The sequence below is a fragment of the Janibacter sp. A1S7 genome, from assembly GCF_037198315.1.
Taxonomy (GTDB): domain Bacteria; phylum Actinomycetota; class Actinomycetes; order Actinomycetales; family Dermatophilaceae; genus Janibacter; species Janibacter alittae.
Genome location: NZ_CP144913.1, coordinates 1,251,834 through 1,271,790 on the forward strand (window position 1 = coordinate 1,251,834; position 19,957 = coordinate 1,271,790).

Sequence of the window (19,957 nt, forward strand, 5' to 3'; positions counted from 1 at the left end):
GCCGCAGTCACGAGGATCCACCTGCGACACAGTGTCGGAAACAGACCGCGTCAGTTACCCCACCCGGCCCGATGACAGGGGCCTCGAGGCGTTCCTAGCATCGTCACCATGGACGAGCAGATACCCCACGACGACGTGGTGATCATCGGCGCCGGCATCGGCGGTCTGACCCTGGCCCTCGCCCTGCGCGAGCGCGGCATCGACGCGCGGATCCTCGAGCGCACCGCCGAGCTGCGTGAGGTCGGGGCCGCTGTCGCCCTCTCGGCCAACGCGACGAACCTGCTTCGTCGCTTCGGCGTCTACGCTGACCTCGACGAGGTGTCCTGGCCGCAGACGGACCTGATCTTCCGCGACGGTCGCACCGGGTCGACGCTGGGACGTACCCCCGTCGGGAGCACCTACCGCGAGCGATTCGGCGCGGATTACTGGGGGGTGCATCGCGCGGACCTGCAGCGGGTCCTCTCCGACGCCGTCGGCGCCGACCGGATCAGGCTCTCCCACCATCTGGTCGACCTGCACGAGGAGGACGACCGAGTCCTGCTCGACCTCGCCGACGGGTCGCAGCGCAGTGCCGGGATCGTCGTCGGTGCGGACGGGGTCCGCTCTCTCCTGCGCCGCTGGGTCGTCGGTCACGACGACGCGATCTACTCCGGACGCTCGGGTTTCCGCGGGATCATCCCCACCGAGCAGCTGACCGCGCTGCCCGACCCGAGGGCCATCCAGTTCTGGATCGGTCCGACCGGGCATCTCCTGCACTACGCGATGGGCGGTCAGGGCCAGGACGTGAACTTCCTGGCCGTCAGCCGCACCCCTCACGAGTGGACCGCCGACGGGTGGGTGGTGCCGGCCACCGACGAGGAGAAGTTCGTCCCCTTCACCGGCTGGCACCCCGCCGTCACGCAGATGCTCGGGGCGGTCGAGGTCGACCAGCGCTGGGCCCTGATGCGCCGCCCGCCGCTGCCGACCTGGCACCGGGGTCGGGTGGTCCTCCTCGGCGACGCCGCGCACGCCCTCGTCCCGCACCACGGTCAGGGCGCCAACCAGGCCATCGAGGACACGTGGGCGCTCGCGGACGAACTCGCGGGTGCCGATCCGGACGACCCGACGCGGGCCTTCGAGGCCTTCGAAGGGAGGCGTCGCCTGCGCACGCGCGCGGTGCAGTACGCGTCGTGGCAGGTCGCGGAGGTGCTCCATCTCCCGGACGGGCCCCTGGCGGACGCACGCAACGCAGAAATGGCCAGGACGGACTACTTCGAGGACACGCTCGCCTGGATCCACGGGTACGACCCGGTCGTCGACTCGGGGATCCGGCCGGGCGCGCTCAACCGGTGAGCATCCCGGCCAGTCGGGCCACCCGCAGACCGGTGTGCAGATCGCGGCGGGCCACACCGTCGCGCAGGTCCGCGCCGGTCGTGGAGCGGATGCGGGTGAGGCGGTAGTACAGCGTTGAGCGATGGATGCCCAGACCCGTGGCCGTGGCCCGGGCATCCCCGCCCGCGGCGAGGTAGGCCTCGAGCGTCGGGACGTCGACCTCGCGGTGGTCGTCCGACATCAGCCGGGACACCGCGTCGGGCAGGTCGTCGGCGGTCAGCCGCTCCAGCGGCAGACGGAGCACCAGCTTGTCCAGGCCGAGCTGCGTCCATGACGTCACCCGCGCGTACGTCCTCGGGTCGAGGCACGCAGCCCGCCAGGCCAACTGGGCCTGGTCATGGCTCGTCGCCGCGTCGGCGAGGCTGGTGACGGTGCCCCCGATGCCGGCGTGCACGTCGGCGAGTCCCGGTGCGTCGAGCACCCGCTCCAGCCGGTCGTGCACGACCGGCCGGGGGAAGACGAGCACGCCGGTGCCGCCGATGAGGCCCCCGACGACGGTGGCCGTGGACGTGCGCGCGACGAAGTCGAGGGTCGCCTCGACGGACGTGCGAGCGGCCAACGCGCCATCCGGGTGACCCGTTGGAGCGCCGAGGACGACCGTGCAGTACTGACCGGTTGACCCGACGAGCCCCTCGACGACGAGGGCGGTTGCGGCGCAGTCCCGTTGTTCCGCGGAGGCATCCGTCGCGAGAAGCGAGGTCAGCAGCTCATCGGTTCTGGCAGCCTCACGCTCGACCAACTTCGTCCGCAGGGACAGCAGGACACTCAGGCGGGCCGCACCGTCGGCGAGGATCTCGCCGGTCGGCGCAGGGACGCCCTTCGCTCGGACGTGCAGGAGGTGGCCGACGCGGTGACGATCGTCGCGAAGGGGGTGCAGCACCCACTCCGTCCCGTCGCCCGCGGTGCGGGTGGTCGGCCCGTTGCCGGCGGGCAGGGGCGGCCAGGTGTCGCTGTGGGCCAGCAGGTGCGACAGCCGGGCCCGGTCCGCGTCGGTCTCGTGGATGGAGTAGGCGAGCACCCGCATCCTCGCGTCGACGACGACGAGTCGCCGTTGGAGGGCCTCGGCCAGGTCCTGCAGCTCGTCGTCGAGGTTGGTCACGGGGTGCACGGCCCCATCCTGCACCCCACGCGACCGAGAATTCTGCAGTGCGTTTGCGGTGAGGCCCGGACGGGACGAGCATGGGTGGTTCGTGCAGACCGACGAAGGGAGGGGCCGACCGTGCCGCAGCAGCCCACCCCTGTCGAGGCCGCCGAGGACGAGACGCTCGCCCGCTTGCTCGAGGAGGGGCAGGGCGACGACGTGGGGACCGTGCAGCGCTACGGCACCTCGGAGGATGCGGTCCTCGAGCGCTACGGACCGGTGGACGCCCCGACCGTCGTCCTCGTGCACGGTGGCTACTTCCGGCCGGGCGTGGACCGGACCCACTCGCGTCCCCAGGCGCGGGCACTCGTGGCCGCGGGGTGGCAGGTGGTTCTCCCCGAGTACCGACGAGTACCGGGGGCGGCCTGCACCGCGACCGAGGACCTCGCCGCGCTGACCGCGTACCTGCGTGAGGAGCACGTCGACGTGCGTGTCTGGGTCGGTCACTCCGCCGGCGGCGCTCTGGTGCTCTGGCGCGCACTGGCCGGCGATCTGCCACCGGTGCGCGTGGTCGCCCTCGCCCCGGTGGCCGACTTCGACGCGGCGGTGGCGCAGCGGCTCGGGGGCGACGCGGTCCGTGACTGGGTCGGCGCCGGCCCACAGGAGGCGCCCATGACGTACGCCCGGCTCGATCCGACCCGTCTGGCGGCCCGCAGCGCCGACGCCCTGGCGCGCATCCACCTCGTCCACGGCACGGTGGACGCGACGGTCCCCGTCAGGCAGAGCGAGGACTTCCCCGCCGCCCGGACGCTCGTGCCCGGTGCGCACCACTTCGATCTCGTCGACCCCGCGTCACCCCACTGGCCGAGCGTCCTGGGCGCCATCGACGGCTGAGCCGGTCCCGACCGGGGGCCTCGGCGACGCACTGGCGTGCGGTTCGTCAGCGCAGGTCGAGGTCGACGAGGACGGGTAGGTGATCGGATCGCAGGCTCTGCCGGGTTCGCGGTTTCGATGTGCTCACGCCAGCGATCGACCCTCCCGGCAGGCGGCCATCGACAACGCGAGCACCACGGCGACCACCCCCACGGTCGCGGCCACCAGGAGCGGTCTGCTCCCGACGTGGGGGAGGACCAGGCGCGCCACGAGGGCCACCCCGAGCAGCGCGGGCACCACCGCACTCACGGGGCCGGCCGACGACCGAGCACGAGGAGGACCACGAGGGGAGTGGCGGTCACCCCCACCGCGAAGGCGCCGAGGATCTCGGGCGGTGTCTCGGCGGCGCGGCCGAAGACGGTGATGAGCAGGGGAGTCCACCCCCGCAGGAGCTCGATGAGCAACCACACCAGCGTGGCCACGGCGAGGGTGGCAGCGCCGACCGCTTCGTCATGGTGGTGCTGGGGGTCATCCGCGGGCGAGCTGGTCGCCGATGGCCTCGAGCGCCTCGGCGACCTCGGTGTAGGAGGTGCTCAGCGGTGACAGCCCGAGCCGGATCCCATCGGGCTCACGGAAGTCGGGGATGATGTCCTGCGCCCACAGCTCGCGGGTGACCTCGCGGGAGCGTGGATGCCCGATCGTCACGTGGGCGCCGCGACGCGTGTCCTCGCGCGGCGAGACCACCCGCACACCGCGGGTGGCCAGCGTCTCGTCGACGCTCTCGATGACGAAGCGTCCCAGCGAGCTCGCCTTGGCCCGGACCCGGTCCGGACCGACGCGCTCGATGAGGTCGACGGTGTCCTCGATGCCGGCCATCGCGAGAACGGACGGGGTCCCGGAGACGAAGGCACGCATCCCCGCGCCGGGCCGGTACCCCGGTCCCATGACGAAGGGCTCGGCGTGACCCATCCACCCCTGGATGGGCTGGCGCAGTCGCTCCTGGTGGCGGGCGGCGACGTACCCGAAGGCAGGTGCCCCCGGGCCGCCGCCGAGGAACTTGTAGCTGCAGCCCACGGCCAGGTCGACCTCGTGGGCGTCGAGGTCGCTCGGCAGCACCCCGACCGAGTGGCACAGGTCCCACAGCACGAGGGCGCCCGCGTCGTGGGCGAGGGCGGTGATCGCCGGCAGGTCGGCGACCCACGCCGACTTGTACGCGACGTGCGAGAGGAGGACGACACCGGTGCGTTCGGTGAGGGCACCGGCCACGAGGTCGGGAGTGACCCCCTTCGCCGGGTCCGGCTCCAGCCAGACCAGCTGTGCGCCGGTCTCCGCCGCGATCCCCTCTGCGACGTAGCGGTCGGTGGGGAAGTTCTCCGTGTCGAGGACGACCTGCGGGCGCTGCGGTCCCGCAGCGGCGACGGCTGCCCGCAGCAGCTTGTAGAGCATCACGGTCGTCGAGTCACCGACGACCGTCTGGCCGGGGGCCGCGCCGAGGCAGACCTGCCCGATCCGGTCGCCCAGGCGCAGCGGCAGCTCCATCCACTGCTCGTCCCAGGAACGGATCAGTCGAGTGCCCCAGTCGTGGCGCACGAGGTGCTCGATCCGCTGCGCGGTGGCGCGAAGGGGGCGCCCGAGCGAGTTGCCGTCGAGATAGGCGACCAGACCCTCGGCCGGCAGGAACTCGTCCCGGCAGGCGGCCAGCGGGTCCGTGGCGTCCAGGTGCGCGGCACGTGCGCGCAGGGTGCTCACGTCCCGACCTCCGTACGCAGGGCGAACAGCTCGGGGAAGAACGTCAGGTCGAGGGCCTGCTGCAGGAAGCCGACGCCGGAGCTGCCGCCGGTGCCCCGCTTCATGCCGATGATGCGCTGGACGGTCTTCAGGTGGCGGAAGCGCCACAGCTGGAAGTTGTCCTCGAGGTCGACCAGCTCCTCGCAGGCCTCGTAGACGTCCCAGTTGTCCTCGGCGTGCTCGTAGATGTGGCAGAAGAGCGCGGTCAGCTGCGGATCGAGCTCGTGGGCACGGGTGACGTCACGGGTGAGCACCCGCTCGGGGATCGCATGACCGCGGCGCGCGAGGCACCGCAGGAACTCGTCGTAGAGACTCGGCGCCGCCAGCAGTTCGGCGAGCACGGCGTGGGCATCCGGGTCGTCGGCGAAGACCCGGAGCATGCCGGGGTGCTTGTTGCCCAGGGCGAACTCGACCGCGCGGTACTGCCAGGACTGGAAGCCCGAGGCGCGGCCCAGGTGCGGGCGCAGCTCCTGGTACTCGTTGGGCGTCAGGGTGGCCAGCACCGACCACTGGTCGGTCAGGGTGCGCTGGATGTGCTTGACCCGGGCGACCCGCTTCAGCGCCATGCGCATCTCGTCGGCCGCGAGCAGCGCCATGGCCGAGCGGGTTTCGTGCAGGACGAGCTTCAGCCACAGCTCGGAGGTCTGGTGCTGGATGATGAAGAGCATCTCGTCGTGGTGCTCCGGGACGCTGATCGGGCGCTGCGCGTCGAGCAGGGTGTCAAGCGCCAGGTAGGAGCTGTAGGACATCTCCTCGCGGAAGTCCTGGTGGACACCCTCTTCGATGTCCCTGGTGTTGCCACTCATCCTCGGCTCCTTCGCCGTCGTCGGGTCCGTCAAGCCTACGGGCGACGCCGCGCGGACTACCCGCGGGAGACCTCCGGAAGGCGTGCGGAGGCGACGACCCCGAGCAGACCGAGGCCCGCGAGGAAGAGCAATGCCCAGATGACACCGAGGGTCGCCAGGGCGGAGCTGAGGGCGCCGACGACGAGCAGGACCAGTCCCATCGCCGAGTTGGACACCGCGACGTAGGTCGTGCGCTGGTCCCCCTCGGCGATGTCGACGATGTAGGTCTTGCGCCCCACTCGGACGCCGGTGTGGGTCAGGGTGAGCAGGAAGTAGCTGCCGACGAAGAGCGCGTAGGCGAGCAGGGACCCCTCCGGGACGTCGACGACGGTGACCGCGAGCACCAGCAGGACGATGATCGTCGAGGCAAGGGCCGCGCCGCCGGCCATCAGACGCTTGCTGGAGCGGTCGGCCAGTCGACCGAAGATGCGCCCGCCGAGCAGCGCCGCCACGCCCGAGGCGAGGATGAAGCCCCCCAGCCCACCGAGTGCCTGAGTGCCCGAACGCACCGAGAGCACGACGACGAAGGGCGGGGACAGCGCCGAGACGAGCAGGAAGCTGCGCACGACGACGAAGGTGCGGAAGGTCTTGTCGCGGCGCAGCATCGAGAAGGTCTGGACGAACCAGTTCGGCCCGTCGTCGGTGCTGCGCAGCGCTGGTGCGTCGGTGTCGTCGGCGGGTTCGCGGATGGTGATGTACACCGCCGCGACGAGTGTCCACAGGATCGCGCCCGCCGCGAGCAGCCAGGCCAGTTGGGTGGCCGAGACGTCGCCGCCACCGATGCTGCGTACCGCGAGGCCGAGCGTGATCGCGACCAGGCCCGATGCGGTCGTGGCGAGACCGTTGATCTGGCCACGTTGCCCCTTCGGAAGGGTGCGCCCCTGCACGTCCTTGGAGGAGATCGAGCACAGGCACCGGCCGAGCGAGAAGACCGCGAGGGCGAGGATGATGGTCACTCCGGCAGCCAGCCCGTGCCCGAGGGCAGCGGTCCCGGCCATGACGGACACGGAGGCGGCCTGCACGAGAGCGCCGGTGACGAAGACGTGCTTGCGATGGCGTACCCGCAGGATCAGCGGAGTCAGGAGGGCCTGGGGGAGCATCGACCCCGACTCGCGGATCGGCACGAGGACCCCCGTGAGGGCCGGGGGCACGCCCAGGACGTGGAAGAGCCACGGCAGGACCGTCGAGGCGCTGACCGTCTGGTCACCGGAGGACTGGAGGGCCTGGGCGAGGACGAGTCGCAGACCGTTGCCGGGCACGTTGCGGCGCACGGCCTCCGGCAGGGCCTGCTCGGCCTCGACGTCGCGCCGGATCAGTCGGTCGTGGATCCGCTCGGTGGTGCTCACCCGGGAAGTATCCCGCACCCGCAGAGGGCTGTCGGACACGTGCACGCCCGTGCGGGGTCATGACCCGACACGGGCGCGCACGACCCCGACGGACGACCGGGGCAGCGTGGCCTCAGGCCCAGGCGCGCGCCGCCAGCCCGTGGTCCTGCGCGTAGGCCGCCCGCTGCGGCGGCCGCCACCCGACCAGCGCGTCGTCCGGCACCGAGTACACCTCGATGCCCAGAGGGCGGCAGACCGACTCGGCGTCACCGGCGTGCGGTCCGAACATCGGTACCGACAGGTCGCCGCCGGGGCACGTGGACAGCGCGGCGAGGAGGTCGATCTCCGCGAAGAACTCGAAGTAGTCACCCTTGCTCGCCGGGCAGGTCCTCATGAAGTACTCGTCGCGCTCGTTCAGCCCCGTGCACTGGAAGACGTTGAGCACGTCGTGCACGTCGAACTCGGTCAGGTGCCATGGCCGCACGGCCCGGGTGAGGTTGGAGTGGCAGTGGTAGTCGAAGGGGACGCCGCCCAGCATCTGGTTGACGTAGGGATCGCACCGGGTGCCCAGCAGGTCGTGGACGCGGCCCCCCTCGCGGTCCCTGCCGTAGCCCGCGAGCGAGTCGCCGGTGATCGTCACGAGCGGACGCAGGAAGGGCAGCGTCGACCACAACCGGTCGAAGGTCGACACGTGCGCCGACTGCAGCTGTCGGGTGCGCGAGGCCCACAGGCGCTCACGGGGGTCGTGGAGGTTCCAGAGGTTGAGGTCGGCGACCTGCGGTCCCTCGATGGTCACGATCCGGCAGACGTGACCGGCCGGCACCTCCCACGCGAGACCGCTGCGGATCGGCAGGACGAAGGAGTCGACGAGCTCACGCCCGTGGGTCGACGATCCGATCCGACCGTAGAGATCACGGTCGACGTCGAGGGGGCCCCCGGGCTCGGACTGGTAGGCGGCATCGGTGAGGTTCATGACTCCATCCTGTGCCACTTACTCGTGGCTGGGGGATTCCGCGTCGCCGGCACTGGCCCGGGCGAGGACGTAGACGAGGTCGCTCATCCGGTTCAGCGTCAGCAGCACCGGGTCGGACACGGTCTGGCCGGCCCGCGCGGCGGCGACGGCGTGGCGCTCCGCCCGGCGCACGACGCCGCGCGCGAGGTCGAAGGCGGCCGAGGCGCGTGTCGCCCCCGGCACGATGAAGACGGGCTCGAGCGGGTGCTGCGCGACGAGGGCGTCGATGTCCTTCTCGACGGCCCCGACGAGGTCGGCGTCGACGAGCGAGGTACCCGGCTCGAGCCGCTCGCGTGAGTGCGGGTTGGCCATCAGGTCGGCGGCCACGACGAAGAGCCGCCGCTGGTTCGCCAGCGTCAGCTCCGCCAGGTCCGACCCGGGGTCGAGCTCGGCGCGTGCCAGGCCGAGTGCGCCGACGGCCTCGTCGATGTCACCGCAGGCCTCGATCAGCGGGTCGTCCTTGCCGACCCGGCCACCGAAGAGCCGTCCGGTCGTGCCGTCGTCCCCGGTCTTGGTGTAGATGCGTGATGCGTCGCCGCTCATCGTTCCTCCTTCGTGTCAGTCGCCGTGCCACGGGATCGGTTCGGCGTAGAACTCCTCGGTGTGCAGCCGCCCCGGCCGTGCCCCGAGGTCCTGGGCGGCGCGGGTGCAGGCATCGACGAAACCCGGTGCGCCGGAGACGTGGACGGCGTGCTCGGCCAGGTCGTCGACGAGCGAGGGCAGGAGCGCCGGCACCCTGCCCAGGGGAGGCGGCGCGCCACCCTCGGGGACGCGGGTGAGGGTACGCACGTAGTCGAGGCCCGGATGCTCGGCCGCAAGCCGGGTCAGCCGCTCGTGGTCGATGACGTCCTCGGCGGTGCGCCCGGAGAAGACGAGAGTGTGCCGTCGCATCGGGTCGTCGGCCCCACCATCCCTGACCGCTGCCTCGATCAGGGCCAGCGCCGGTGCCAGCCCGGAGCCTCCCGCGAGGTAGAGCGTGGGCCCCGCGTGGTCGGGGTCGGCGACGAAGGTGCCGTACGGGCCGGAGGCGAGCAGCCGGTCGCCGATGGCGGCATCGCGTGCCAACCACGTGCTGGTCGCGCCGCCCGGGACGGCGGTGACGAGGATGTCGAGGGTGCCGTCCTCGCGCGGTGCGTTGGCGACGGAGTAGGAGCGCACCGGGACCAGCCGCTCCTCGTCCTGCAGCAGCACGTACTGCCCGGGTGCGAAGTCGATGCGGTCCGCGAGCGGCCGCAGCGTCAGCCCGGCGACAACCGGTGTGCACCACCGGCGTCCGGTCAGGACGACGTCGACGTCCTGGTCGGGCAGCGGGGCGAGAGGCATGTCCTGACAGTACGACCGGACGCCGAGCAGGACTAGGGTGGTGGGGGCGAGTGTTCCGGGAAGTGGTTCCATGACGCAGCAGGACGCAGGATCCACGCTCGCGCACGCACTGCGTGGCGAGTGGCCCTTCACCAGCCGTGACGCCGAGCTGGACCTGATCACCGCGCTGCTGGATCCCGCCTGCGATGACCCGAGGGGTCCCCGGGGGGCGGTCGTGGTGGCGCCCGCCGGCGTCGGGAAGACCCGCCTGCTGCGCGAGGTGCGGTCGTGGGCGGAGGCCCGGGGGCTGCCGACGTCCTCGGTCATCGCCACGCGGGCGGCCTCGGGCACGCCCTACGGGGCAGTCCTGCACCTGCTGCCCGAGGGGGCTGCCGACCATCCCGACCGGGCCGGGTGGCACGGCTCGTTCTCCGCGCGGCTGCGGTCCGAGGGAGGCAGGAGGGTGGTGCTGGTCGACGACGCGCACCTCCTGGACCAGGCCTCCGCCGCCCTGCTGCTGCAGCTGAGCCTGGACGGCGTGGCGACGCCGGTGGTCACGGTGCGGCGCGGAAGGTCCGTCCCGGACCCGGTCACCGCGCTGTGGAAGGAGGACCTGGCGCTGCGGGTGGACCTGCAGCCCCTCTCGGCCACCGAGGTGGCGGACCTGATCCGTCGGGCACTGGGCGGGCCGGTCAGCGACCGCACGATCGCCCGTCTGACCGCCGTCAGCGGCGGCAACGTGCTCTACGCCCGAGAGCTGGTCATGGCCGCAGCCGAGCGTGGGTCACTGCGGTCCTTGGACGGGGTGTGGATGTGGGATGAGCAGGTGGTGCTGGCACCCCGCCTGGTGGATGCGGTGTGGGCCCGGCTGGAGGCGCTGGATGCCGCCCAACGGCGGGCCCTGGCCGTGGTGGCCGTCGGGGAGACCTTGCCGCTGACCGTCGCCGAGGTCGTCGCGCCACCGGACGTGCTCTCCTGGCTGGAGGAGGTCGGTCTCGTGCGCGTCGACGACTCGGACGGTCGCGAGGTCCTGCGTCTGGGGCACCCGCTCTACGGCGAGGTGCTGTTGGCGCGGATCGGCGCGATCGGGCGACGTCGGCTGGTGGGTTCCTTGGCCGAGGCCTTCGACGCGGCCGGCCCCCGTGAGGTGGAGAGCGCCCTGGTGCGGGTCGTGACCTGGCGACTGGACGCCGGTCGGGAGCAGACCCGGGAGACGTTGCTGGACGCGGCGACCCGGGCGAACCAGGTCTTTGCGCACGCGCTGGCGGCACGGTTGGCCCGGGCAGCGCTGGAGGCCGGTGACGCAGATCCCGTCGGGCGCGCGCCCGCAGTCATCGAGCTCGGCCGGGGGCTGGTGGGGTCCAACCGGGCCGGGGAGTCCCTTGCCCTGCTCACGCAGGTCGAGGATGCCGTGCTCACCGGATCGGACCCGCACCTGGTGGATGACTACGTCGACGTGCGGTTCCGGGCGAAGTACCACGGCCTGGGTGACGTCCAGCAGGTCGAGGCGTTCCTGGACCGTGTCGGCAGCTCGACCGGGATCCCGTCGGGTGGCGACGGCGCCCCGAGCCGGGAGAACCGGCTGGCGCCCTACCGGGCGACCATCGCCAGCGGTCAGGGGCGACCGCACGAGGCGCTGGTCATCGCCGAGCCGTTGCTGGAGCGCACCGACCTGTCGCCGCTGCACCGGCTGATGATCCTGGAGACCACCGGTGAGGCACTGGGCCAGCTCGGTCTGCACCGTCGGGCCGAGGGAGTGTGGGAGCGGCTGCGGCAGTTCCCCGTCGGATCCACCTCCCGTGCCTCGGATGTCGGGGTCCGGGCCGACCTCCAGGCCGCGTTCAGCGGCCTGCGGGACGGACGCGTGGCGGACGTGCTGCCGGTGTTCACCGCGATGCACAGCGCGATGGTCGACAGTCCTGATGTGGTCAACCGCGGGCTGGTGTGCTTGGGCCTGGGCCGCTGCCTCATCCACGCCGGGCGGCTGGCGCATGCCCGCGCCGTGCTGCTGGACGCCGTCGAGGACTTCCGCAAGGTCGACCTGGACGATTCGCTCGCCTGGGCGTTGACCCTGCTCAGTCAGGTGGCCTCGCTCAGTCACCGGACCGAGAGGGCACGGCGGCGTCGGGACGACGCCCTGGCCTCGCGGCGGGAGCCCGGACCCGCCCGACAGGCTGCTGACGTGGTCGTGGCGGACGTGTGGCTCACGGTCGCCGAGGGTGATCACACGGGCGCGGCAGCGATCGCGCTCGCCGGGGCGCAGCAGTACCCGCAACTGGAGCTGGCCCGCGCCGGCCTGCTCCATCTGGCCTGTCGGTTGGGTGAGCGGGGCAGCGAGGTGACCCACTCCCTTCACCTTGTCGCCGATCGGGTCGAGTGCGACTACCCGAGACTGCTCGCCGACCACGCGGACGCGATGCGTTCGGGAGACCGGCACGCCCTGGAGGCGGTGGCCGAGCGCTTCGCCCGGCGCGGGCTGCTCCCGCTGGCCGTCGAGGCAGCCGCGCAGGCGGCAACGGCGCACCGTGCCGTCGGGGCCGGTGACGGCGCCCGCCGGATGGCCGGTCGGATGCAGGTGCTGGCCAGCCGGATCGACGGCGGGGCCACCCAGACGCTGGCTGCGCAGGAGCCGGTCCCCGTACTCAGCCGGCGTGAGCAGGAGGTGGCTTCCCTGGCCGCGGCCGGGCTGAGCAACGCGTCCATCGCGCACCGCCTCGTGGTCTCGGTGCGCACGGTGGAGTCCCACCTCTACCAGGCGTTCGGGAAGCTGGGCGTCACCTCCCGTGCGGACCTCGAGCGCTACCTGCCCCCGTCCCGGGGCGGCGTCAGCCGCCCCCAGTAGCCGACTACTGGGGCCACCGGAACTGGGTCGTGCTCGGATGGACGCATGACCAGCAGCCGGTGGGAGCAACGGGTCGACGCCATGTCGCCGGCCCACGCAGTCGCCCTCCGGCTGCACCGCGCCGGGTACGAGGACGTCGTCATCGCCACGGCGCTGGGGCTGCCGGTGGAGGCGGTGTCCGTGTTGCTGCAGGTGGCGCAGGAAAAGTTCCGGGCCGCTGGCGACGACCCGGGGTAGGCAGAACCAGTACTCGACCACTGATGCGAGGGTCCGCTGAGGAGCCTACTGTCGCCCCAGTTCACATCTCCGGGGGGAGACGTGAGGGGCCCGCCCCGGGGGAGGTGGGCCCCTCCGCCTGTCGGTGGGGGGTCAGGACCGGACGTGCAGGGCCTCGACGGGGCCGCTCGTGTTGGGTCGCCAGCCGAGCGACGGGGCGACGTGCTCGGCGAAGGCGCGCAGCACGTGCAGGTTGTAGTCGACGCCGAGCTGGCTGGGGACGGCGAGCATGACGGTGTCCGCGGCGGCGATCGCCGGGTCGGCCCGCAGCTGCTCGATCAGGACGTCGGGTTCGTCGGCGTAGGTGCGTCCGAAGGTCGAGCGCAGGTCGTCGATGACCCCGACCTGGTCGCTGGAGGCCTGTCCGCGCAGGCCGAAGAGCTGCCGGTCGATGTCGCTGACGATCGGGAAGATGCTGCGCGAGACCGACACCCGTGGGGACCACTCGTGTCCGGCGTCCCGCCACGCGGCGCGGTAGCGGTCGATCTGCTCGCGCTGCAGCTCTGTGAAGGACGCGCCGGTGGCCTCGGTGAGCAGGGTCGAGCTCATCAGGTTCACACCCTGGCGGGCGGTCCACTCGGCGCTCTCGCGGCTGCCCGCACCCCACCAGATGCGGCGCTCCAGACCGGGGGAGTGGGGCTCGACGCGCAGCCGGCCTGCGGGACCCGTCCGCGGGTCGGCGTCGACGACCGGTTCGCCGCGGACGGCGCCCATGAAACGGTCGAAGTGCTCGTAGGCGACATCCGCGCCGCGCGGGTCCGTCGAGCCGGTGTAGCCGAATGCCTCCCAGCCGCGCTTCGCCGGCTCGGGCGATCCTCGGGAGACACCCAGGGCGACGCGACCGTCGGCGATGAGATCGAGGGCGGCGGCCTCCTCGGCGAGGTGCAGCGGGTTCTCGTAGCGCATGTCGATCACGCCGGTGCCGACCTCGATGTCCCGCGTGCGGGCGGCGATCGCCGACAGCAAGGGCATGGGAGAGGCGGATTGGCGGGCGAAGTGGTGGACTCGGAAGTAGGCGCCGTTCACCCCGATCTGGTCGGCGCCGACACCGATCTCGACAGCGTCATGGAGGGCTTGGCGGGCGTCGGGGTCGCCGAGCCCGCTCCCGTGGCCGTAGTGGCCGAAGCTCAAGAATCCGAAGGCATGCACGAGCGGTCCAACATGGTTGATTGTGAACGTATTTCCCTGCTTGCGAGGATGGCCCCATGACTTCCATCCCTGAGCTGCACGACGGCCTCGACCTGGCCCACGGGCCGGCCTGGTCCAACCGGTTCGCCCTGGCCCCCCTGACCAACACCCAGAGCAACCCGGACGGCACCCTCTCCGACGACGAGTACCACTGGCTGATGGCCAGGGCCGAAGGGGGTTTCGGCCTGACGATGACCTGCGCCACCTACGTCGCGCCGGCCGGGCAGGCCTGGGCCGGGCAGCTCGGGATCAGCGACGACCGGCATCTGCCGGGACTGACCCGCCTGGCCGAGGGGATCCGTGCCACCGGGAGCGTGTCCTCGGTCCAGCTGCACCATGCGGGTCGCCGGGCCAACCCGGACGTGCACGGTGGCCCGAACGTCGCACCGTGGGACGACCCGGAGAAGAACACCCGCGCGCTGACCACCGCGGAGGTGGAGCGGGCGATCGAGGAGTTCGTCGTCGCGGCGCGGCGTGCCGAGCGGGCGGGTTTCGACGGGGTCGAGGTGCACGGTGCGCACGGGTACCTGCTCACGCAGTTCCTCGACGGTCGCCACAACGACCGCACGGACGGCTACGGCGGCTGCCTCGAGGACCGCTCGCGGGCGCTCCTCGACGTGCTGCGCGGTGTGCGGGAGGGCACCGGCGACGACTTCCAGGTCGGAGTGCGCCTGACCCCGCGGGGCAACGGGGTCGTCCTCGACGAGGGTGTGGCCGTCGCGCAGTGGGTCCTCGACTCGGGCCTCGTCGACTACGTCGACATGTCCCTGTGGGACGCCTTCGCGACGGTGGACGAAGGGGGCTCCCTCCTCATCGACCGGTTCACCCGACTGCCCCGCGGTGCCACGCGGCTCGGGGTGGCCGGCAGGATCCGCACGGTCGAGCAGGCCCGTTGGTGCATGGAGCACGGCGCCGACTTCGTCGACCTCGGACGCGCAGCGATCGTGCACCACGACTTCCCGCGCCGGGCAGCCGACGCCGACTTCGCGATGGCCGACCTGCCGGTCACTCGTGACCACCTGCGTGCCGAGCGAGTGGGGGAGGACTTCATCGACTACCTCGACGCCGGGTGGTCCGACTTCGTCGCCTGAGCAGCGAATCGTCAGGTCGCGGGGGTGATCGTGCCCACGCACTCGCCGAAGTCGATGATCGATCCGTTGGCGCCGGGGGCGGTGCCGCGCAGGGTGACGGTCTGGCCGTCCTCGAGGAAGGCCTGCTCGCGGCCGTCCGCCAGCCTCAGGGGCTCCTTGCCGCCCCAGGAGAGCTCGATGAAGGACCCGCGCTGATCGACCTCGGTCCCGGAGACGGTGCCGGAGCCGAAGAAGTCGCCCGGTCGCAGGCTCGCCCCGTTCACCGTCATGTGCGCGACCATCTGGGGTGCGGTCCAGTACAGCGTCCGCGCCGGCGGGTGCGAGACGACCTGGCCGTCGATCTCGACCTCCATCGTGATGTCCAGGCCCCACGGCCCGTTGACGGAGTCGTCGAGGTAGGCCGTGAGCTCGTGGTCACGGGCGGGCGGCTCGACGCGGGCGTCGGCCAGCGCGTCGAAGGGCACGACCCACATCGAGATCGACGAGGCGAAGGACTTGCCCAGGTACGGGCCGAGCGGCACGTACTCGTAGGCCTGGATGTCGCGTGCGGACCAGTCGTTGAAGAGCACGACGCCGAAGAGGTGCTCGGCGCCGGCGCGCGCGACGGACACCTCGCCTTCGGGCACCGACCCGCCGACGACGAAGCCCAGCTCGGCCTCGATGTCCAACCGGCGCGAGGCACCGAAGCTCGGCGTGCCACCCTGTTCGGGGCGTAGGCCCTTGGGGCGGGGGATGTCGGTGCCGGAGGCGATGACCGTGCCCGCGCGGCCGTGGTACCCGACGGGCAGGTGCTTCCAGTTGGGCTTGAGCGGGTCCTCGTCGGGGCGGAACATCTGCCCGATGTTCGAGGCGTGGTGCTCGCTGGCGTAGTAGTCGACGTAGTCGGCGACGGTGAAGGGCAGGTGCAGCTGCACGTCGGTCACCGGGGTGGCGGCCGACTCCACCGCGGCGTCGAGTCCGTCGGTGGTCACGACCTGCTGCAGCCAGGCACGCAGCGGCTGCCAGGCGGTGTGCCCGGCCGCGAGCAGTGCGTCCAGGTCGGGGCCGGAGACCGCATCGCGGGCCGCGTCGTCGAGCCGTGGGGAGCCGACCTGCGCGGCGAGCGCGGCGACGGCGATGACGTGGTCGCCCAGGCGCACGCCCAGACGGCGCTCGCCCCCGGCGACGGAGAAGGAAGCGTAGGGCAGGTTCTCTGCGCCGAATCCGGTGGTGGCGAATCGCGCTGCAGCGGTGGTCAATTGAGGCTCCTGGTTGGTGGTCAGGTCAGGTCAGGTCTTTGGTGGCCGGGTCAGCTGGGGAAGAGGTCGAGTCGGCGCAGGCTGTCGGCGGGCTCGCTGACGCTGCAGGTGCCGAAGGAGCGGAAGGACTCGCGCCACGAGCCGTCGGAGTCGGCCGCCGCCGCACGCAGGACCTCCGGGTCGGTCTCCGCGAGCCATCCGGCGACGCGCTCGGCGCTCTGCCCGGCCCGCGCGGCCTGCGTGGCCAGGGCGATGTTGAGGAAGCCGTGGTGGTCGAAGCCGGTGTTCGGGTCGGTGTAGCGGATCGCCTCGTGCAGCCCGGCGGTCAGCTTGAACGGCACACCGGCCGCGACCGCCCTCGTGAGCACCGCACCGAGCTGCTGAGGGGTGGGGAAGAGGTGCGCCTCGATCCCGCCGGTGCGGTACTTCAGCGCCAGCCCGGTGTCGACGAGCAGGTCCAGCCCATCGTCGGCCACCTGCGCCGCGGTCAACTCGACGAAGATCGGGACACCGCTCACCGCGGCGGCCTCGGCGATCTGCTCGGCCATCACCTCGCGGTCGCCCGGGTCGGTCTTCAGCTCGATCGCGACCACCTGCAGCTGCGGCCGCACCTCGTCGATGGCCTCGAGCGCCTGCGCGAGTGCGCCGGCCGGGGTGACGACGGCGACCTCGACGGGACCGCTCGCCAGGTCGAAGGCGTCGGCGATCTCCCGGGCCCGTTGCAGGTCGGCCAGGGCCAGCACCGCCGGCCCGACCGCGGGGACGAAGGGGGCGGAGCGTCGCTCCACGTGGTCGGCCACCGCCTGCTCGACCGGGGCGAGCCCGGGCGGGAAGGTCGCCGCGTCGTCGAAGAAGCGCAGGAACTGCTCGGGGACCGTCTGTGGCGACACGGCGCTCATGCCTCTCTCCGCTCGCCCAGCCAACGGCCGCCGGTCCACGAGGAGGCGTACTTCCCGTCGTCGGTCGCCCGAGCGGCCGGGCCGAGGTCGAGCGGGCGGAAGGTGTCGACCATGACCGCCGTCTCGTCGAAGAACTCCGTGCCCATCGCGGCCTCGACCGCGCCCGGCTGCGGTCCGTGGTTGTGCCCACCCGGGTGGATCGAGATCGAGCCCTTGCCGATGCCCGAGCCCTTGCGCGCCTCGTAGTCGCCGTCGACGTAGAACATGATCTCGTCGGAGTCGACGTTGGAGTGGTAGTACGGCACCGGCACCGCCAGCTCGTGGTAGTCGACCTTGCGCGGCAGGAAGTTGCAGATGACGAAGTTGTTGGCCTCGAAGACCTGGTGCACCGGCGGCGGTTGGTGCACCTTGCCGGTGATCGGCATGAAGTCACGGATGTTGAAGGTGTACGGGTAGAGGCACCCGTCCCACCCGACGACGTCGAAGGGGTGCTCGGGCACCGTGTGCACGGTGCCGGCGATCCCCCCTTCGCCCCGGCCGCGGTGCTTGATGTAGACGTCGACGTCGCTCTCCTCGCGCAGCAGCGGCTCGCTCGGACCGTGCAGGTCCCGCTCGCAGTAGGGCGCGTGCTCGAGGAACTGGCCGTAGCGGGAGAGGTAGCGCTTCGGTGGGGCGATGTGGCTGTTGGCCTCGATGACGTACAGGCGAGCGGTCTCGCCCTCGCGCACCACCCAGCGGTGGATGGTGGCGCGCGGGATGATCACGTAGTCACCCTCACTCGCCTCGAGGGCCCCGAACTGGGTCTCCACCAGGGCCGACCCGCGCTCGACGTAGACGCACTCGTCACCGATCGCGTTCTTGTACAGCGGCGACGTCGCGCCGACGTGGGCGTACGAGATGCGCACGTCACCGTTGCCCAGCACCAGTCGACGGTCGGTGACCGCGTCGGTGCCGGCGACCTCCGCGTCGGTGAAGAGGTCGTGCAGCCTCAGGTGACGGGGCAGCAGAGGCTGGTTCGGCACCAGCGACTGGTCCGGCAGCACCCACTCGCGTGCGCCCACGATCCCCGAGGGGATGTGCCGGTGGTAGAGCAGCGAGGAGTCGGAGGAGAAACCCTCCTCGCCCATCAACTCCTCGGACAGGATGCGACCGTCCTCGTCCTTGAAGAGGGTGTGCCGCTGCTGCGGCACCGGTCCGATCTGGCGGTAGTGGGCCATGTCAGTCCTCTCGGTGGTGGGTGCGGGGGCAGGGCGTCATCAGAACGAGCCTACGACCATGCCGAGACCGATGACGGTCAGCAGGCCGGCCAGCGGCACGAGGACGGTGACGACGAAGATGTCCTTGTAGGACTCACGGTGGGACAGGCCGGTCACGAGCAGCAGGGTGATGATCGCGCCGTTGTGCGGCAGCGAGTCGAAGCCGATCGAGGCCATCGCCGTCACCCGGTGCATCAGGTCCATCGCGATGCCCTGCTCGGTCGCCATCCGGGTCAGGTCGGCTCCGAACGTCTGCAGGGTGATCGTCAGTCCGCCGGAGGCGGATCCGGTCAACCCGGAGATCCCGGAGGTGGAGGCGGCCGCGACGATGAGCGGGTTCTCGCTGATGCCGAAGATGTTGTCGCGAATGGCCACGAAGACGGCCAGGGAGGCGATGACGGCGCCGTAGCCGACCTCGCTGGCGGTGTTGAAGACCGGCAGCACCGCGTTCTTCGCACCGTCGGACAGTCCCTCGACGTAGTCGGAGAAGGACCCGATGCGTAGCAGGAAGACCAGCGCGATGCCGGCGAGCATCGCGACGGTCACCGACCAGATGCCCATGACCCCGTCGAGGGAGGTGGATCCGTACTTCTCCTGCGCGAGGAAGCCGAAGTCCATGGCGGGGAAGACCACATAGGTGCACAGCGCGTTGACCGCGACGATCGCCAGGATCGGGCTGAGACCGATCAGACCCGCGGCCGCGGACGGGGGAGCGGCCACGGCGGTGGGCGCTCCGGTCGAGGTGAGCGACGTGCGCTCCCGCGTGGCCACCGCCGGGCCGTGCCCGTGCGGCTGGACGGCGTCCGCGCCCGCACCCTCGGTGGGGCCGGTGCTCTGGCGGGGGGCGCCGCCCCCTTCGCCCGTGCGGACCGGGCCCTCGCCGCGCTGGGCCTGCTTGAGCTCGGCATGGGTGGCGTCGCGGAAGGACTCACCCGCGCGAGCCAGCTGCTTCTGCCGGTGCTCCAGCCAGAGCATGCCCAGACCGAAGACCAGGACCGCGGCGATCAGGCCGAGGCCGGGCGCGGCGAAGGTGTTGGTGCCGAAGAACTTCGTCGGGATGGTGTTGTGGATCTGCGGGGAACCCGGCAGGGCCGCCGTGGCGAAGGTGAAGATGCCCAGCGCGATGGCAGCCGGCATCAGGCGCCGCGGGATGTCGGCCTCCTCGAAGAGCGCCATCCCGATCGGGAAGATCGTGAAGACGACCACCCAGGCGCTGACGCCACCGTAGGTCAGCAGCGCGGTGGCCAGGACCGTGACGAGGATGGCGAAGCGCGGTCCGAGCATCCCGGAGATCCACCGGGCCAGGTCCTGCGCGTAGCCGCTGATCGTCATCAGCCGACCGAAGATCGCGCCCACGAGGAACAGCGGGAAGAAGGCGATCAGGAAGGAGCCCAGAGCGGGCATGAAGACCTGTGTATAGCTGGCCAGCAGTGGTGCCCCGGACATGATCACCGCGATGGAGGCGGCGAAGGGGGCCACGGCGATCACCGAGTGACCGCGATAGGCGAGGGTGATCAGGAGGCCCAGCGAGAGGAGGATCCCCAGGAGTGCAAGCGTCATTGGCTGCCTT

The 19,957-nt window shown here is 71.7% G+C and carries 19 protein-coding genes; 5 read left to right on the plus strand and 14 right to left on the minus strand.

Going from position 1 to position 19,957, the window contains the following annotated elements; translation table 11 throughout:
- The first annotated feature begins 108 nt into the window (after positions 1–108).
- Positions 109–1,332: an FAD-dependent monooxygenase gene (locus V1351_RS06010; protein WP_338751690.1), complete on the plus strand. Its 1,224-nt coding sequence runs from the start codon at positions 109–111 to the stop codon at positions 1,330–1,332.
- Here the strand turns inward: V1351_RS06010 and V1351_RS06015 are convergent.
- On the minus strand, positions 1,322–2,479 hold the full coding sequence (locus tag V1351_RS06015; RefSeq protein ID WP_338751692.1) for a PucR family transcriptional regulator: 1,158 nt from the start codon (positions 2,477–2,479) through the stop codon (positions 1,322–1,324). The genes V1351_RS06010 and V1351_RS06015 overlap by 11 nt on opposite strands.
- Positions 2,480–2,590: 111 nt before the next feature.
- On the opposite strand from V1351_RS06015, the gene V1351_RS06020 reads away from it, so the two are divergent.
- Positions 2,591–3,346, plus strand: a complete 756-nt coding sequence (locus tag V1351_RS06020) for an alpha/beta hydrolase family protein (RefSeq protein WP_338751694.1) — start codon at positions 2,591–2,593, stop codon at positions 3,344–3,346.
- 123 nt (positions 3,347–3,469) lie between these two features.
- Here the strand turns inward: V1351_RS06020 and V1351_RS06025 are convergent, their stop codons facing one another.
- The 8 genes from V1351_RS06025 to V1351_RS06060 form a co-directional block, all read right to left on the minus strand.
- Positions 3,470–3,622 carry a hypothetical protein gene (locus V1351_RS06025; protein WP_338751696.1) on the minus strand — a complete coding sequence of 51 codons (153 nt, stop codon included), beginning with the start codon at positions 3,620–3,622 and terminating at the stop codon, positions 3,470–3,472.
- A gap of 8 nt (positions 3,623–3,630) precedes the next feature.
- A complete protein-coding gene (locus V1351_RS06030; RefSeq protein ID WP_338751697.1) occupies positions 3,631–3,807 on the minus strand; it encodes a hypothetical protein in 177 nt (58 codons plus the stop codon).
- A gap of 46 nt (positions 3,808–3,853) precedes the next feature.
- The gene (locus tag V1351_RS06035) at positions 3,854–5,074 is read right to left on the minus strand and encodes a kynureninase (RefSeq protein WP_338751699.1); all 1,221 of its coding nucleotides are present in this window, start codon (positions 5,072–5,074) and stop codon (positions 3,854–3,856) included.
- Complete coding sequence (locus tag V1351_RS06040; RefSeq protein WP_338751701.1) at positions 5,071–5,919, minus strand: tryptophan 2,3-dioxygenase; 849 nt, start codon at positions 5,917–5,919, stop codon at positions 5,071–5,073. The genes V1351_RS06035 and V1351_RS06040 overlap by 4 nt, the downstream gene beginning before the upstream one ends.
- A 56-nt stretch (positions 5,920–5,975) precedes the next feature.
- On the minus strand, positions 5,976–7,304 hold the full coding sequence (locus V1351_RS06045; RefSeq protein ID WP_338751703.1) for an MFS transporter: 1,329 nt from the start codon (positions 7,302–7,304) through the stop codon (positions 5,976–5,978).
- Between the two features lie 112 nt (positions 7,305–7,416).
- Positions 7,417–8,256 carry an urea carboxylase-associated family protein gene (locus tag V1351_RS06050; RefSeq protein WP_338751705.1) on the minus strand — a complete coding sequence of 280 codons (840 nt, stop codon included), beginning with the start codon at positions 8,254–8,256 and terminating at the stop codon, positions 7,417–7,419.
- Positions 8,257–8,274: 18 nt separating this feature from the next.
- Positions 8,275–8,838: a cob(I)yrinic acid a,c-diamide adenosyltransferase gene (locus V1351_RS06055; RefSeq protein WP_338751707.1), complete on the minus strand. Its 564-nt coding sequence runs from the start codon at positions 8,836–8,838 to the stop codon at positions 8,275–8,277.
- 15 nt (positions 8,839–8,853) lie between these two features.
- The gene (locus tag V1351_RS06060) at positions 8,854–9,618 is read right to left on the minus strand and encodes an FAD-binding oxidoreductase (RefSeq protein ID WP_338751709.1); all 765 of its coding nucleotides are present in this window, start codon (positions 9,616–9,618) and stop codon (positions 8,854–8,856) included.
- A gap of 70 nt (positions 9,619–9,688) precedes the next feature.
- On the opposite strand from V1351_RS06060, the gene V1351_RS06065 reads away from it, so the two are divergent.
- Both V1351_RS06065 and V1351_RS06070 read left to right on the plus strand, forming a co-directional pair.
- Positions 9,689–12,439, plus strand: coding sequence for a helix-turn-helix transcriptional regulator (locus V1351_RS06065; protein WP_338751711.1), 2,751 nt, complete (start codon positions 9,689–9,691; stop codon positions 12,437–12,439).
- A gap of 45 nt (positions 12,440–12,484) precedes the next feature.
- Positions 12,485–12,676, plus strand: coding sequence for a hypothetical protein (locus V1351_RS06070; protein ID WP_338751712.1), 192 nt, complete (start codon positions 12,485–12,487; stop codon positions 12,674–12,676).
- A gap of 132 nt (positions 12,677–12,808) precedes the next feature.
- On the opposite strand, the gene V1351_RS06075 is transcribed toward V1351_RS06070, so the two are convergent.
- Positions 12,809–13,864, minus strand: a complete 1,056-nt coding sequence (locus tag V1351_RS06075) for an LLM class flavin-dependent oxidoreductase (protein WP_338751714.1) — start codon at positions 13,862–13,864, stop codon at positions 12,809–12,811.
- A gap of 56 nt (positions 13,865–13,920) precedes the next feature.
- Between V1351_RS06075 and V1351_RS06080 the strand changes: the two genes are divergently transcribed.
- Positions 13,921–14,994: an NADH:flavin oxidoreductase gene (locus V1351_RS06080; RefSeq protein ID WP_338751716.1), complete on the plus strand. Its 1,074-nt coding sequence runs from the start codon at positions 13,921–13,923 to the stop codon at positions 14,992–14,994.
- Between the two features lie 11 nt (positions 14,995–15,005).
- On the opposite strand, the gene fahA is transcribed toward V1351_RS06080, so the two are convergent.
- Genes fahA through V1351_RS06100 form a run of 4 tightly spaced genes read right to left on the minus strand, consistent with a single transcriptional unit; the run spans position 15,006 to position 19,947 of the window.
- Positions 15,006–16,232: a fumarylacetoacetase gene (fahA, locus tag V1351_RS06085; RefSeq protein ID WP_338751718.1), complete on the minus strand. Its 1,227-nt coding sequence runs from the start codon at positions 16,230–16,232 to the stop codon at positions 15,006–15,008.
- A 50-nt stretch (positions 16,233–16,282) separates the two neighbouring features.
- Positions 16,283–17,131, minus strand: coding sequence for a hypothetical protein (locus V1351_RS06090; RefSeq protein WP_338751719.1), 849 nt, complete (start codon positions 17,129–17,131; stop codon positions 16,283–16,285).
- Entirely contained in the window at positions 17,128–18,348 is a 1,221-nt protein-coding gene (locus V1351_RS06095; RefSeq protein WP_338751721.1) for a homogentisate 1,2-dioxygenase, read from the minus strand. Before V1351_RS06095 ends, V1351_RS06090 begins: the two co-directional genes overlap by 4 nt.
- Before the next feature lie 39 nt (positions 18,349–18,387).
- Positions 18,388–19,947 (minus strand): GntP family permease, encoded by a 1,560-nt coding sequence (locus tag V1351_RS06100; RefSeq protein ID WP_338751723.1) that lies wholly within the window; start codon positions 19,945–19,947, stop codon positions 18,388–18,390.
- Between the last annotated feature and the right edge of the window lie 10 nt (positions 19,948–19,957).

Coding starts and splice junctions, on each gene's coding strand:
- V1351_RS06095 (WP_338751721.1), bottom strand. CDS start 18,348: ATGGCCCACTACCGCCAGATCGGACCGGTGCCGCAGCAGCGGCACACC.
- V1351_RS06050 (WP_338751705.1), bottom strand. CDS start 8,256: ATGAACCTCACCGATGCCGCCTACCAGTCCGAGCCCGGGGGCCCCCTC.
- V1351_RS06010 (WP_338751690.1), top strand. CDS start 109: ATGGACGAGCAGATACCCCACGACGACGTGGTGATCATCGGCGCCGGC.
- V1351_RS06090 (WP_338751719.1), bottom strand. CDS start 17,131: ATGAGCGCCGTGTCGCCACAGACGGTCCCCGAGCAGTTCCTGCGCTTC.
- V1351_RS06080 (WP_338751716.1), top strand. CDS start 13,921: ATGACTTCCATCCCTGAGCTGCACGACGGCCTCGACCTGGCCCACGGG.
- V1351_RS06100 (WP_338751723.1), bottom strand. CDS start 19,947: ATGACGCTTGCACTCCTGGGGATCCTCCTCTCGCTGGGCCTCCTGATC.
- V1351_RS06055 (WP_338751707.1), bottom strand. CDS start 8,838: ATGAGCGGCGACGCATCACGCATCTACACCAAGACCGGGGACGACGGC.
- V1351_RS06040 (WP_338751701.1), bottom strand. CDS start 5,919: ATGAGTGGCAACACCAGGGACATCGAAGAGGGTGTCCACCAGGACTTC.
- V1351_RS06060 (WP_338751709.1), bottom strand. CDS start 9,618: ATGCCTCTCGCCCCGCTGCCCGACCAGGACGTCGACGTCGTCCTGACC.
- V1351_RS06065 (WP_338751711.1), top strand. CDS start 9,689: ATGACGCAGCAGGACGCAGGATCCACGCTCGCGCACGCACTGCGTGGC.
- V1351_RS06070 (WP_338751712.1), top strand. CDS start 12,485: ATGACCAGCAGCCGGTGGGAGCAACGGGTCGACGCCATGTCGCCGGCC.